The organism is Klebsiella sp. D5A, assembly GCF_001620885.1.
Lineage (GTDB): Bacteria > Pseudomonadota > Gammaproteobacteria > Enterobacterales > Enterobacteriaceae > Klebsiella > Klebsiella variicola.
Genome location: NZ_KV407481.1, coordinates 63,465 through 77,711, shown reverse-complemented (window position 1 = coordinate 77,711; position 14,247 = coordinate 63,465). Strand labels below are relative to the sequence as shown.

16 protein-coding genes are annotated in these 14,247 nt (G+C 56.0%); 11 read left to right on the top strand and 5 right to left on the bottom strand.

The features are described from left to right. Nucleotides 1-7 precede the first annotated feature (7 nt). Nucleotides 8-820: a phospholipid ABC transporter ATP-binding protein MlaF gene (gene mlaF, locus AS136_RS00370; protein WP_012540470.1), complete on the bottom strand. Its 813-nt coding sequence runs from the start codon at nt 818-820 to the stop codon at nt 8-10. A gap of 209 nt (nt 821-1,029) precedes the next feature. Here mlaF and AS136_RS00365 point away from each other — a divergent pair, with 209 nt between their 5' ends. The 11 genes from AS136_RS00365 to npr all read left to right on the top strand — a co-directional run bounded on the left by AS136_RS00365 (nt 1,030) and on the right by npr (nt 8,926). Next, nucleotides 1,030-2,007 carry a calcium/sodium antiporter gene (locus AS136_RS00365; RefSeq protein ID WP_008806648.1) on the top strand — a complete coding sequence of 326 codons (978 nt, stop codon included), beginning with the start codon at nt 1,030-1,032 and terminating at the stop codon, nt 2,005-2,007. After that, nucleotides 2,004-3,008, top strand: a complete 1,005-nt coding sequence (gene kdsD / locus AS136_RS00360; RefSeq protein WP_075206807.1) for an arabinose-5-phosphate isomerase KdsD — start codon at nt 2,004-2,006, stop codon at nt 3,006-3,008. Before AS136_RS00365 ends, kdsD begins: the two co-directional genes overlap by 4 nt. Before the next feature lie 14 nt (nt 3,009-3,022). Next, on the top strand, nt 3,023-3,589 hold the full coding sequence (gene kdsC / locus AS136_RS00355) for a 3-deoxy-manno-octulosonate-8-phosphatase KdsC (protein ID WP_008806650.1): 567 nt from the start codon (nt 3,023-3,025) through the stop codon (nt 3,587-3,589). Next, nucleotides 3,586-4,161, top strand: a complete 576-nt coding sequence (lptC, locus tag AS136_RS00350; protein WP_008806651.1) for an LPS export ABC transporter periplasmic protein LptC — start codon at nt 3,586-3,588, stop codon at nt 4,159-4,161. The genes kdsC and lptC overlap by 4 nt, the downstream gene beginning before the upstream one ends. After that, nucleotides 4,130-4,675, top strand: coding sequence for a lipopolysaccharide ABC transporter substrate-binding protein LptA (lptA, locus tag AS136_RS00345; protein ID WP_002918415.1), 546 nt, complete (start codon nt 4,130-4,132; stop codon nt 4,673-4,675). The genes lptC and lptA overlap by 32 nt, the downstream gene beginning before the upstream one ends. Nucleotides 4,676-4,681: 6 nt before the next feature. Further along, nucleotides 4,682-5,407, top strand: coding sequence for an LPS export ABC transporter ATP-binding protein (gene lptB / locus AS136_RS00340; protein WP_002918417.1), 726 nt, complete (start codon nt 4,682-4,684; stop codon nt 5,405-5,407). 47 nt (nt 5,408-5,454) lie between these two features. Next, complete coding sequence (gene rpoN / locus AS136_RS00335) at nt 5,455-6,888, top strand: RNA polymerase factor sigma-54 (RefSeq protein ID WP_012540467.1); 1,434 nt, start codon at nt 5,455-5,457, stop codon at nt 6,886-6,888. Nucleotides 6,889-6,910: 22 nt separating this feature from the next. Then, entirely contained in the window at nt 6,911-7,198 is a 288-nt protein-coding gene (hpf, locus tag AS136_RS00330; RefSeq protein ID WP_004206206.1) for a ribosome hibernation promoting factor, read from the top strand. A gap of 70 nt (nt 7,199-7,268) precedes the next feature. Beyond that, on the top strand, nt 7,269-7,757 hold the full coding sequence (gene ptsN, locus AS136_RS00325) for a PTS IIA-like nitrogen regulatory protein PtsN (RefSeq protein ID WP_004144926.1): 489 nt from the start codon (nt 7,269-7,271) through the stop codon (nt 7,755-7,757). A 45-nt stretch (nt 7,758-7,802) separates the two neighbouring features. Next, the gene (rapZ, locus tag AS136_RS00320) at nt 7,803-8,657 is read left to right on the top strand and encodes an RNase adapter RapZ (RefSeq protein ID WP_002918428.1); all 855 of its coding nucleotides are present in this window, start codon (nt 7,803-7,805) and stop codon (nt 8,655-8,657) included. After that, a complete protein-coding gene (gene npr, locus AS136_RS00315) occupies nt 8,654-8,926 on the top strand; it encodes a PTS phosphocarrier protein NPr (protein WP_002918431.1) in 273 nt (90 codons plus the stop codon). The genes rapZ and npr overlap by 4 nt, the downstream gene beginning before the upstream one ends. A 63-nt stretch (nt 8,927-8,989) precedes the next feature. On the opposite strand, the gene mtgA is transcribed toward npr, so the two are convergent. From mtgA to uxuA, 4 genes are all read right to left on the bottom strand, one after another. Then, nucleotides 8,990-9,715 (bottom strand): monofunctional biosynthetic peptidoglycan transglycosylase, encoded by a 726-nt coding sequence (gene mtgA, locus AS136_RS00310; RefSeq protein WP_008806653.1) that lies wholly within the window; start codon nt 9,713-9,715, stop codon nt 8,990-8,992. Next, entirely contained in the window at nt 9,712-10,365 is a 654-nt protein-coding gene (gene elbB, locus AS136_RS00305) for an isoprenoid biosynthesis glyoxalase ElbB (RefSeq protein ID WP_023298275.1), read from the bottom strand. Before elbB ends, mtgA begins: the two co-directional genes overlap by 4 nt. A gap of 233 nt (nt 10,366-10,598) precedes the next feature. After that, the gene (gene arcB, locus AS136_RS00300; RefSeq protein WP_023323321.1) at nt 10,599-12,938 is read right to left on the bottom strand and encodes an aerobic respiration two-component sensor histidine kinase ArcB; all 2,340 of its coding nucleotides are present in this window, start codon (nt 12,936-12,938) and stop codon (nt 10,599-10,601) included. Nucleotides 12,939-13,087: 149 nt separating this feature from the next. Then, nucleotides 13,088-14,152, bottom strand: a complete 1,065-nt coding sequence (gene uxuA / locus AS136_RS00295) for a mannonate dehydratase (protein WP_023323322.1) — start codon at nt 14,150-14,152, stop codon at nt 13,088-13,090. Nucleotides 14,153-14,247: the final 95 nt, after the last annotated feature.

The window sequence follows — 14,247 nt, the reverse complement described above, 5'->3', positions numbered from 1 at the left end:
GAGTCGCTCAACTCCCTATGCCTAATAAATCATGGTGATAGTCGCCAGCCGGATAACGGAACGGCACCGGGCCGTCGGCAATACCATCAATAAACTGACGAACCCGAGGATCGGTATTCTCCCGCAGCGACTGGGCGCTACCGTGGGCGACAATCTTTTTATCCGCCACGATATACGCGTAGTCCGCAATGCTAAGCACCTCAGGCACATCGTGCGAAACCACGATGCAAGTGACACCCAGCGTGTTGTTGAGTTCAGAAATCAGCTTCACCAGCACGCCCATGGTGATGGGATCCTGCCCGACAAATGGTTCGTCGAACATAATCAGATCCGGCTCAAGGGCAATCGCTCTCGCCAGGGCGGCGCGGCGCGCCATCCCGCCGGAAAGCTCGGAAGGCATTAACTTCGCCGCCCCACGCAACCCCACCGCTTCCAGCTTCATCATCACCGTCGTATGCAGCAGCGCAGGCGGCAGCTGCGTATGCTCGCGCAGCGGATAGGCAACATTATCAAAGACATTGAGATCGGTGAACAGCGCGCCGGACTGGAACAGCATGCTCATCCGCTTACGCACCGTATAAAGACGCGATCGCGTCATCTGCGGCACGTTCTCGCCATCAAACAGGATCTCTCCCCTGTCCGGCGGGATCTGCCCGCCGATCAGGCGTAACAGGGTAGTCTTGCCGATCCCCGAAGGTCCCATGATCGCAGTAATTTTACCGCGCGGCACCGACAGCGAGATGTCGTCGAAGATCACACGATCGCCGCGTGAAAAGCGGATACCGCGCACTTCAACTAAATTCGCCTGAGTTTGGCTCATAAAATCATCCTTACTAAACACCTGACGGGCAAGCATGGCCCTTTCTTGCGCCACAATCACAACATTTTTACAGAATCTTACCTGCACAGGTTAGCGAAAGCTGGCATTTGTTTTACTTTTGGCACACATAAAGTCAAAATTAAGAATTCGTTACGCTGCGTAGGGATAACCCAGCGAGGCGACGATTATACCTGAAGAAAGGACTTTAGATGCTCTTAGCGACGGCTCTGTTAATTATTGGTTTACTGCTGGTTGTCTACAGCGCCGATCGTCTGGTCTATGCCGCTTCCATCCTGTGTCGTATGTTGGGGATCCCGCCGCTGATCATCGGTATGACGGTGGTGAGTATCGGCACCAGCCTGCCCGAGATCATGGTTTCCACCACGGCCTCGCTGCATGGGCAGATCGATCTGGCGGTCGGCACCGCGCTCGGCTCCAACATTACCAATATTCTTCTGATCCTCGGACTCGCCGCCTTACTCAGGCCATTTACCGTGCATTCTGATATTCTGCGCCGCGAATTACCGCTAATGTTGCTGGTCAGTGTGCTGGCCGGGCTGGTGCTCTACGATGGACAGCTGTCCCGTCTCGACGGGCTGTTTTTACTGGCGTTAGCGCTTCTGTGGCTGCTGTTTACCATCAAAATCGCCCGTCTGGCGGAGCGCCAGGGCAGCGATAGCCTGACTCGCGAACAGCTGGCGGAGCTGCCGCGTGAAGGATCGCTGCCGGTCGCTCTGCTCTGGTTAGGGGTCGCGATGATTGTCATGCCCATGGCTACCCGTATGGTGGTGGATAACACCACGGTATTGGCAAACTTTTTTGCCATTAGCGAGCTGACCGTCGGTCTGACGGTGGTGGCGATAGGTACCAGCCTGCCAGAGCTGGCCACCGCTATCGCCGGGGCGCGGAAAGGGGAAGATGACATTGCTATCGGCAATATCATCGGCGCCAATATCCTCAATATTGCGCTGGTGCTGGGTTTACCGGCGCTGATCGCGCCGGGGAGCTTTGCGAGCGAAGCCTTCACTCGCGATTATGGCGTGATGCTGCTGGTCAGCCTGATCTTCGCGGTGCTGTGCTGGCGCCGCCAGCAGCAGCCGGGACGGCTGGTTGGCGCACTGCTGGTCGGCGGCTTTGTGGTTTGGTTGGCGATGCTGTTCTGGACAGCGCCGCTCTTCGTTGAATGACTCGGGATAACATCATGTCGCAAATAGATTTGCCCACGGATTTTGACTTTCAACAGGCAGGCCGTCAGGTGCTGGAAATTGAACGTGAAGGTCTGGCCCAGCTCGATCAATATATAAATGAAGACTTTACCCATGCTTGCGAAACGATTTTCCGCTGCGGCGGCAAAGTCGTGGTGATGGGGATGGGCAAATCCGGCCACATCGGCCGCAAAATGGCGGCGACGTTCGCCAGTACCGGCACCTCGGCTTTTTTTGTCCACCCCGGCGAAGCGGCGCACGGCGATTTAGGAATGGTCACTCCACAGGATGTGGTGATTGCGCTGTCGAATTCCGGCGAATCGAATGAAATTCTGGCGCTGATCCCGGTCCTGAAGCGCCAGCAGGTGAAGCTTATCTGCATCACCAGCCGGCCTGAGAGCAGCATGGCGCGCGCAGCGGATATCCATCTGTGCGTGAAAGTGCCCAAAGAGGCCTGCCCGTTAGGGCTGGCGCCCACCTCCAGCACCACCGCGGCGCTGGTGATGGGTGATGCCCTCGCCGTCGCTCTGCTGGAAGCCCGTGGCTTTACCGCCGAAGATTTCGCCCTGTCTCATCCTGGCGGCGCACTCGGTCGTAAGCTGTTGCTGCGCGTCAATGATATTATGCATACCGGTGATGAAATCCCGCACGTCGGCCTGCAGGCCACCCTGCGCGATGCGCTGCTGGAAATCACGCGTAAAAATTTAGGCATGACCGCCGTCTGCGATGACGATATGAACATCATCGGGATCTTCACCGATGGTGACCTGCGCCGGGTCTTTGATACCGGCGTCGATATGCGTAATGCCAGCATTGCCGATGTCATGACCCGGGGAGGGATCCGCATCCGTCCCGGCACCCTGGCGGTAGATGCGCTAAACCTGATGCAATCCCGTCATATCACCTGCGTGCTGGTTGCCGATGGCGACCACCTGCTAGGTGTGGTACATATGCACGATCTCCTGCGCGCGGGCGTAGTGTAAGTAAGGAAAAAATAATGAATAATGCTGATGCTCAGTTAGCGACATGCTATGGGCCGGTAAGCCAGGCGTTTCTCGATCGCGCGGCTAAGATCCGTCTACTGATCCTCGATGTTGACGGTGTATTATCCGACGGACTTATCTATATGGGTAATCACGGCGAGGAGCTGAAAGCGTTCAACGTCCGCGATGGCTATGGTATCCGCTGCGCGCTGACCTCCGGCATCGAAGTGGCGATTATTACCGGGCGAAAAGCTAAACTGGTAGAAGACCGCTGCCAGACGCTGGGCATTACGCATCTCTATCAAGGTCAGTCGGATAAGCTGTTGGCGTTTCGCGAATTAGTCAGCAAACTGGCGGTTCGTCCGGATGAAGTGGCGTATATCGGCGACGATCTGATCGACTGGCCGGTGATGGCGGAAGTGGGTTTAAGCGTCGCCGTCGCCGATGCGCATCCGCTGCTGCTGCCGCGGGCGAATTATGTCACGCGCATTAACGGCGGACGCGGCGCGGTACGCGAAGTCTGCGATTTGTTACTATTGGCGCAGGGCAAGTTGGATGAGGCCAAAGGGCAATCAATATGAGTAAAACCAGACGTTGGGTTATCATTTTACTGTCGCTGCTCGCGCTGATCCTCATCGGCCTGAATCTGGCGAATACGGACGACACGGCCCAGCCGGAGGTCAATCCCAACGACCCGACGTATAAAAGCGAACATACCGACACCGTCGTGTACAGCCCGGAAGGCGCCCTGAGCTATCGGCTGATTGCCGAGCATGTGGAATACTTTTCCGATCAGGAGGTTTCCTGGTTTACCAAGCCGGTGATGACCACCTTTGATACCAATAAGGTGCCAACCTGGTCAATCAGGGCAGATAAAGCGAAGCTGACGAATGACCGTATGCTCTATCTTTACGGGCACGTTGAGGTGAATGCGCTCGCGCCTGACTCTCAACTGCGCAAAATTACGACGGATAACGCCCAGATAAATCTGGTCACACAGGACGTTACCTCCGATGACATGGTGACGTTATACGGCACCACATTTAATTCCAGCGGCCTGAAAATGCGTGGAAACCTTCGCAGCAAAAATGCCGAGCTGATTGAAAAGGTGAGAACCTCTTATGAAATTCAGAACAAACAAACTCAGCCTTAAGATTGCGCTCGCCGGCGCTTTACTGGCCGCCAGCCTGCCGGCCCTGGCCAAGACGGGAGATACCGATCAGCCGATCCATATCGAGTCCGATCAGCAGTCACTGGATATGCAGGGCAACGTCGTCACTTTCACCGGTAACGTGGTCGTCACCCAGGGGACGATCAAAATTAACGCTGATAAAGTGGTGGTCACCCGTCCGGGCAATGAGAAAGGTAAAGAGGTGATCGAAGGCTTCGGTAACCCGGCCACCTTCTACCAGATGCAGGATAACGGCAAGCCGGTAAAAGGCCGGGCGTCGAAAATGCGCTACGAGCTGCAGAATGATTACGTCGTGCTGACCGGCAACGCTTACCTTGAGCAGCTCGACAGCAATATCAAGGGCGATAAGATCACCTATCTGGTGAAAGAGCAAAAAATGCAGGCCTTCAGCGACAAAGGTCGACGCGTCACCACCGTTCTGGTGCCGTCTGAGCTGCAGGATAAAAGCGGCAATCAGCAAAAGAAGAGTAACTAATTCGTTATGGCAACCTTAACTGCGAAGAACCTCGCCAAAGCTTATAAAGGCCGCCGCGTGGTGGAAGATGTCAGTCTCACCGTTAACTCCGGAGAGATTGTCGGCTTGCTCGGCCCGAACGGCGCCGGTAAAACCACCACCTTCTACATGGTGGTCGGCATTGTGCCGCGCGACGCGGGCAATATTATTATCGATGACGAAGACATCAGTCTGCTACCGCTGCACGCGCGCGCGCGCCGGGGCATCGGCTATCTGCCGCAGGAAGCCTCTATTTTTCGTCGTCTGAGCGTCTATGACAACCTGATGGCGGTCCTGCAGATCCGTGACGATTTAACCAGCGAACAGCGGGAAGATCGCGCCAAAGAGCTGATGGAAGAGTTTCATATTGAGCACCTGCGCGACAGCCTCGGTCAGGCGCTCTCCGGTGGTGAACGCCGCCGTGTCGAAATCGCTCGCGCGCTGGCGGCGAACCCGAAATTTATCCTTCTGGATGAACCCTTTGCCGGTGTTGACCCCATCTCCGTTATCGATATCAAACGCATCATTGAACACCTGCGCGACAGCGGCCTCGGCGTACTGATCACCGACCATAACGTCAGAGAGACCCTCGCCGTCTGCGAACGGGCGTATATTGTCAGTCAGGGACACCTTATTGCTCATGGTACGCCGCAGCAGATCCTCGAAGATGAGCAGGTTAAGCGCGTGTATCTTGGGGAAGACTTCAGACTCTGATAGGGTAGAGGTTACAGACGTTTTAGCCGGAGATATTTACCCTGAACATGAAGCAAGGTTTGCAATTAAGGCTTAGCCAACAGCTTGCCATGACGCCGCAACTGCAGCAGGCTATTCGTTTGCTGCAGTTGTCCACGTTAGAACTCCAGCAAGAGCTCCAGCAAGCGCTGGAAAGTAACCCATTGCTTGAGCAAACCGATCTTCACGACGAGGTAGAGGCGAAAGAAGTGGAGGACCGCGAGTCCCTCGATACCGTCGATGCGCTTGAGCAAAAAGAGATGCCGGACGAGCTCCCTCTCGATGCCAGCTGGGATGAAATCTATACCGCCGGTACGCCGTCAGGCAACGGCGTGGATTATCAGGACGACGAGCTGCCCGTCTATCAAGGCGAAACCACTCAGACGCTGCAGGATTATCTGATGTGGCAGGTCGAGCTGACGCCCTTCACCGACACTGACCGCGCCATTGCCACCTCCATCGTCGACGCCGTCGACGATACGGGCTATCTCACCATTCAGATTGAAGACATCGTCGACAGCATTGGCGATGACGAAATCGGCCTGGAAGAGGTGGAGGCCGTTCTGAAGCGCATCCAGCGTTTTGATCCGGTTGGCGTCGCGGCGAAAGATCTGCGCGACTGCCTGCTGATCCAGCTGTCGCAATTCGCTAAAGAGACGCCGTGGCTGGAAGAGGCCCGGTTGATTATCAGCGACCATCTCGATCTGCTGGCTAACCACGATTTCCGCACCCTGATGCGAGTAACGCGCCTGAAAGAAGAGGTGCTGAAAGAGGCGGTGAATCTGATCCAGTCACTGGATCCCCGCCCTGGCCAGTCCATTCATACCAGTGAACCGGAATATGTCATTCCCGACGTACTGGTCCGCAAGGTCAGTGGCCGCTGGACCGTGGAGCTCAACGCCGACAGCATTCCCCGGCTGAAGATTAATCAGCAATATGCGGCAATGGGCAACAGCGCCCGCAATGACGCCGACGGCCAGTTCATTCGCAGCAATCTGCAGGAAGCCCGCTGGCTAATCAAAAGTCTCGAAAGCCGCAACGATACGCTGCTGCGCGTCAGCCGCTGCATCGTTGAACAGCAGCAGGCTTTTTTCGAACAGGGTGAAGAGTATATGAAGCCGATGGTGCTGGCCGATATCGCCCAGGCTGTCGAGATGCATGAATCCACCATTTCCCGTGTCACCACGCAAAAATATCTGCACAGTCCGCGCGGTATTTTTGAACTGAAGTATTTCTTCTCCAGCCATGTGAATACCGAAGGCGGCGGCGAAGCCTCGTCGACGGCCATTCGCGCGTTGGTGAAGAAGTTAATCGCCGCGGAAAACCCCGCGAAGCCGTTGAGCGACAGTAAGCTCACCTCCATGCTGTCCGAGCAGGGTATCATGGTCGCGCGCCGCACTGTCGCGAAGTACAGAGAGTCTTTATCCATTCCGCCGTCAAACCAGCGTAAACAACTGGTCTGACACAACCGATAAGGAAGACACTATGCAGCTCAACATTACAGGACACAACGTCGAGATCACCCCCGCGATGCGCGACTTCGTCACGGCGAAGTTCAGCAAACTGGAGCAATTTTTCGACCGGATCAATCAGGTCTATATTGTGTTAAAAGTAGAGAAAGTGACGCAAATTGCGGACGCGAATCTGCATGTCAACGGTGGCGAAATCCATGCCAGTGCGGAAGGGCAGGATATGTATGCAGCTGTCGATGGTCTTATCGACAAGCTGGCAAGGCAGTTAACGAAGCACAAAGATAAACTAAAACAACACTAATTGTCCGGGCCCCCCTGCGTCCGTCGTGGTTTAACATCGGCGGCGGGCGCGGGGGCGCTCAGGTGAAATTATGATGAACAACGATTCGGCTCTACAACTGAGCAACGTCCTGAACCAGGAATGTACCCGTAGCCAGGTTCACTGCCAGAGCAAGAAGCGTGCTCTGGAAATCATTAGCGAACTGGCCGCCAAACAGTTAAGTTTGCCGCCGCAGGTGGTGTTCGAAGCGATCCTCACCCGCGAAAAAATGGGCAGTACCGGGATTGGCAATGGTATTGCCATTCCTCACGGTAAACTGGAAGAGGATACGCTGCGTGCTGTCGGCGTTTTTGTCCAGCTGGAAACCCCCATCGCCTTCGACGCGATCGACAATCAGCCTGTCGACCTGCTGTTCGCGCTGCTGGTGCCAGCCGACCAGACAAAGACTCACCTGCATACGCTCTCCCTGGTGGCCAAACGGCTGGCGGACAAAGCGATTTGCCGTCGCCTGCGCGCGGCGCAGAGCGATGAAGAGTTGTATGAGATCATCACCGAAGCAGGAAGCAGCGATGACGCATAACGGCAGTCGCACCTTATCCTTTATCGTACTGAGGAGAAACGGTACATGGTACTGATGATCGTCAGCGGCCGCTCGGGCTCGGGGAAATCCGTCGCTCTGCGAGCGCTGGAAGATATGGGCTTTTACTGCGTGGATAACCTGCCGGTCGTGCTGCTGCCCGATCTGGCGCGGTCGCTGGCTGACCGCAATATCTCCGCGGCCGTCAGCATCGACGTGCGTAACATGCCGGAATCACCGGAAATCTTTGAACAGGCGATGCAGAACCTGCCGGAATGCTTTTCTCCGCAATTGCTGTTCCTTGATGCCGATCGTAATACCCTGATCCGCCGTTACAGCGATACTCGTCGCTTACACCCGCTCTCCAGCAAGAACCTGTCGCTCGAAAGCGCCATCGACGAAGAGAGCGACTTGCTGGAGCCACTGCGCTCCCGTGCGGATCTGATCGTCGATACGTCCGAAATGTCGGTGCATGAGCTGGCGGAAATGCTGCGTACTCGCTTGTTAGGCAAACGCGAGCGCGAACTGACGATGGTCTTCGAATCCTTCGGCTTCAAGCACGGTATTCCGATCGATGCTGATTACGTCTTTGACGTGCGCTTTCTGCCAAACCCGCACTGGGATCCGAAACTGCGTCCAATGACCGGTCTGGATAAACCGGTGGCCGCCTTCCTTGACCGGCACACTGAAGTGCACAACTTTATTTACCAGACCCGGAGCTATCTTGAGCTATGGTTACCGATGCTGGAGACCAACAATCGCAGCTATCTGACGGTGGCCATTGGCTGCACCGGCGGTAAACATCGTTCGGTTTATATTGCTGAACAACTGGCTGACTACTTCCGCTCCCGCGGCAAGAACGTACAGTCTCGTCATCGGACGCTGGAAAAACGTAAATCATGACCGTAAAGCAGACCGTTGAAATCACCAATAAGCTGGGCATGCACGCCCGCCCGGCGATGAAACTGTTTGAGCTGATGCAGAATTTCGATGCCGAAGTACTGCTGCGCAACGATGAAGGCACGGAGGCGGAAGCAAACAGCGTGATTGCCCTGCTGATGCTGGACTCCGCGAAAGGGCGGCAGATAGAGGTGGAAGCCAGCGGTCCGCAGGAAGTTGAGGCGCTCGCCGCGGTGATTGCTCTTTTTAATGCCGGATTTGATGAAGACTAAGCGTCACGCTTCCCGGCGACGGCCGACTGGCGACAGTGCCAGCCCCGGCGCCGGATTCACGCGCTAATACAGCTTATGCTCGCGCATAAACCCTTCCCCGCCCAGCTGTCGCATCTGGCGTAAGATCCAAGCCTGGCGGCTGCGCACATAGCCCGAAGGCGCGTCAGCGCGATAGCGGATCGGATTTGGCAGTACCGCGGCCAGCAGAGCCGCTTCCCCCGGCGTCAGCTGGCTGGCAGGCTTATGAAAATAGCGCTGCGCGGCCGCTTCCACACCAAATATCCCATCGCCAAACTCGGCAATATTCAGGTAGACGGTCAGGATCCGCTTTTTACTCCAGACGGTTTCTATACCGACCGTCAGCCCGGCTTCCAGCCCCTTACGCAACCAGCTGCGGCCATCCCATAAAAACAGGTTTTTCGCCGTCTGCTGCGACAGCGTTGACGCGCCGCGGATGCGGGTATCATGACGCTCATTGTGCGCCAGCGCTTTTTCTATCGCCGATACGTCGAACCCCCAATGTTCCGGGAACTTTTGATCTTCGGCGGCAATCACCGCCAGCCCCATCCACGGAGAGATCTCATCCATGCCGACCCAATCAGAGTGCGCCAGATAGTGGACATCTCCGGAGAGCCAGGCGCTCACCTGCCGCTCAAGCATCACCGCCGAAAACGGCACCGGCAGCACGCTAAACAGCGCGATCCCCCCGCCCCAGAAGACGGCGGCGATCAGCAGCAGACGCAGCGCCAGTCGTTTTAGCAGCGCAAAGGGCGCAACGCGGAGCCTCATGCGCTCAGCGCCAGCACGCGGGCGACCAGCTTTTCGATCCCGGTGGCGGCTTGAGCAATATTATCTGCCAGCATATACGCCGGGGTGGTGACCACTTTGTTCTCTTCATCCACCACGATGTCGTCGACCGGACAAGGCACGTGCTCCGCCCCCATCTCTTCGACCACATCGGCAGTATCGAGATCGGTCCCGATGGTTATGCGCAGCGGAAACGCAAAAATCTTCGGCAGCAGCGCCGGGGCAATGCACATGAAACCCAGCGGTTTGCCGGCCTGATGCATCGCCAGTGCCAGAGCCTGCAGATCGCGGTCCACCTGACATTCGCTGCCCTCGGCGGCGAAGCTGCTTAAATTTTTCGCCGCGCCGAAGCCGCCGGGGACGATCAGCGCGTCCAGCGTCTCCGCACGCGCCTGCGTCAGCGGTAAGATGTCGCCGCGGGCAATTCGCGCCGCTTCCACCAGCACATTGCGTTGCTCCGTCAGCGGTTCCCCCGTCAGATGGTTGATGACGTCGCGCTGCGGTTTATCGGGTGCAAAGCACACCGCCTGCGCGCCGTTGCGCGCGATCGCCAGCAGGGTAATCACCGCTTCATGAATTTCACTGCCGTCGTACACGCCGCAGCCGCTCAGTACCACACCAATTTTTTTCATCGCTTTCGCTCCTCCATGCAACTCGCTGAAACCAGTCAAAAATGTCGATTTACTCGCTATGCTTCACATATTTTACTGATTCATGTAACAAATTAGTTAAGCTTTGCTATCTTAATGAGCGAGCAATCCACTTCTCAGGTTGCGCCACGTAACAACATCACTCAAATAACACTGGCTCAACCACCAGTTCCCTGGTGTTGGCGCAGTATTCGCGCACCCCGGTCTGTCCGGGGTCATTTTTTCCCGGCCTTCGCCACCCACGCCTTCAGTACCGCCACGTCGTTTTGCCACTCAGATTTCATCTCTTCAACCCATTCAGCGACATTATCAGACCAGGCTGGCAGATCCGGCGTCTGGATCTGCTGCCCCAGCTGCTGGATGTGGCGCAGACCAATAGAACCCGCCGCCCCTTTGATCTTATGCCCCTCTTCGACAATCCCTTTTTGATCGCGGGCGGTGAGATTGGACTCGAGGACAGACATATAGCCCGGCATCATCTTCTCAAACACCGCGAGGCCATCGTTGATAAGCTTCGGTCCCACCAGTTCGATATATTGCTCCAGCATATCGGTATCCAGCACCGCGTCGGCTTTATGCAGATCGGCCGCCGGCGCTTCCTGCGCTTCCTCTTCCGGCGCATCCCAGAATTTCTTGATCATGGCCGTGAGCGCTGGCACCGACAACGGCTTGCTCAGCACATCGTCCATCCCGGCGTCGAGATACTCTTTCTTATTCTTCAGTACGTTGGCGGTCAGGGCCACCAGCGGCGGCAGCTCATCCGCGGCAAAGTTCTGTTTTAGCTGGCGAGAGATATCCAGCCCCGTCATATCCGGCAATTGAATATCCAGCAACACCAGGTCGTACTCGCCTGGCTCAAACATCTCCAGCGCGGCTTTCCCGGTCATGGCGACATCCACGCTGTTGCCCAGCTTTTCCAGCACCGAACGGGCCACAATGACGTTGAGCTCAATGTCTTCCACCAGCAGCACGTTAAGCGCGGGTAATGGCATGTCGTCTTCCGCCAACGTATCTTCCACTTCTTCCGCAATGGCAGGCGCATGGACGGTGAGCGTAAAGGTCGCCCCTTTACCCGGCTGGCTGGTTACGCTGATATCGCCGCCCATATTGCGCGCCAGGCGACGCGAGACGGCGAGACCAATGCCGGTTCCGGTGGCTGGTTTGCCGCCGTGGCTGTCTTTGACCTGGTAATACATGGCGAAAATTTTGTCCTGTTCCGCTTCAGGAATACCAATTCCGGAGTCTTCCACTTCGAAGTGCAGGATATCGCCTTCGTCATAGCGCACGCGGACATTCACCCCGCCGCCCTGGGGGGTAAACTTCACGGCGTTGCTGATAAGGTTCCACAGGATCTGGCGCAAACGCGTACCGTCGGTGATCACTTTATGCGGTAGCGGTAGCGAGGGATCCAATACAAAGCGCAGGCCCTTCTGCTGGGCCTGCAGACCGGAGAGGTTTTCAAGGTCGGCAAGGAAGCTGGTGAAGTCCACCGGCTGGTTATCGAGCTGTACCTTACGGCGCTCCATTTTATCCATGTCGATAATATCATTGAAGATATTCCCCAGCGTCACCGCCGAGACATGGATGGTTTTCAGGTATTTCTCCTGCTCGCTGGTCAGTTCGGTATCCAGCAAAATACGGCTCAGCCCGACGATCCCGTTTAGCGGGGTACGCAGCTCATGGCTGATGGTCGAGATAAAGGTAGTTTTATCCCGGCTGGCGCGCTCGAGGGCGTCCTGATAGCGTTTTCGTTCGGTGATATCGCGCCCGAAGCCCATCAGGCCGCGACGCTTACCGACGCGATCGTAGTACGGGACCTTGCGGATTTCGAAGCACGCTTTGCGACCATCGGGATAGTCCAGCCACTGCTCATAGGTCAGCGATACATTGTGGCGGAACACCTTCTCGTCGGTTTCCAGCACCTTTTCCGCGGCCTCTTCGCTATAGACGTCCTGCGGTTTGAGATGGATCAGCTGTTTCTCACTTTTGCCGGTCAACAGCTCCATCGCCCGGTTACAGCCTGAAAACTCCTTATCCTCATTGCGGTAGAAAACCAGATCTGGCGAAGCGTCGAGGAAAGAGCGCAGAAAGGAGGATTGCTGTTCGAGTTGGATCTGCGTCTCTTCACGCTCTTTCATCTCGATCTTCAACTGCTCGAGAGTGGTCTCGCGCTCGGCTTCTGCTTTTTCACGTTCGCCTATCTCCTGATTCAACTGCGCGATGTTATCTTTCAGCTGCACATTCAGCTTCAGATCGCGCTCGCGCATCTCCTCCAGCTTGTCCACCAGCCGCGAAAGACGCTGGCGAGACTCTTCGAGTTGCTCCACCACCACCGAGAGAAAGTAGACCGCCCAGGGGGTAATCAACAGACCAAAGAAGATAGAGCGGATAACGTCGATACTTTCTACCTGGCCATGCAGCACCATGGTGACCGCCATCTGTACCACAATGGCCAGCACCACCAGCGCAAGAGCCAACAGCATCGAAAAGCGGACCAGACCCAGCTTCATCATCAGGTCGACATAATACTGCGCCAGCATACGAATTTGCTTCATAGGGGATTCCTTCACGACAACTCCGCACAATAATACTCAATTCTGAGCAATGCGCTGTAAGTTGTGCAAAAAATGCGGGAAGGAGCTGATATGACGGCTGGTCGCCAAGGCGAACCAGCCGCTAAAAAGAGGCAAGGTCAGGAGAACGATTAGCGCTTGCTTAACGCCTCCCAGAGCCCCTTCAGGTAGGTCACGCCGAGAGCGCGGTCGTACAAGCCATAGCCTGGCCGTCCGGTCTCTCCCCAGATAAAGCGGCCATGATCCGGGCGAATATAGCCGTCGAACCCGTTGTCATACAGCGCTTGCATCACCTTGTACATATCCAGGGAACCGTACTCTGACGGATGGGCGCACTCGTAAAAATCTTTATCCCGTATCAGCTTAATATTGCGGACGTGGGCAAAGTGGATCCGTTTGCGCCGGGTAAACTCTGCCAGGATGGCGTACACATCGTTATCCGGATCTTCGGCAATCGAGCCGGTGCAGAGCGTGATGCCGTTAGCGGGCGAATCGATGGCCCGGCAGATCCAGTCCAGATCGTCGCGGTTTTTGACCACCCGCGGCAGGCCAAAAATGGAGTACGGCGGATCGTCCGGATGGATCGCCATTTTCACCCCGACCTCTTCACAGACCGGGATCACCGCCCGCAGAAAATAGACCAGGTTCTCCCGCAGCTTGTGGTCATCCACCGCGCTATATTTGGCAAACAGGGTCTGCACCTCCGCCAGCCTTTCTGGCTCCCAGCCCGGCAAGGCGAAGCCGTTTGAGTTCTCCAGTACCTCCTTCACTACGTCTTCCAGCCGTTTATCGATATCTTTCTTCTCAAAAGCCATCGTCAACGAACCATCCGGCAGGACGTAGTTCATATCTGTCTTCATCCAGTCAAAAACCGGCATGAAGTTATAACAGATAACTTTGACGCCGAAGCGGGCAAGGTGGCGAATGGTCTGCTGATAGTTGGCAATATAGCGGTCACGGGAAGGAAGGCCGATTTTAATGTCATCATGAATGTTGACGCTCTCTATCACCTCCATTTTCAGGCCCGCGGCATGGGCCTGGCTGACCAGACGCTCAATTTTATCGACTGGCCATACCTCACCCACCGCGACGTCATAGAGCGCGCCGACGACCCCCTCCACGCCGGGCACCTGTCGTATATGCTCTAATGAAACCTTGTCTTCCTCTGGCCCAAACCAGCGCATTGTCATCTGCATCGTTATCACCTGCTTCATAATTTGTGTTTTTACCCTACTACCATACCAGAAATCATAATCGAATTGCCCTTTCCTGTCGTGATAACGATCACATT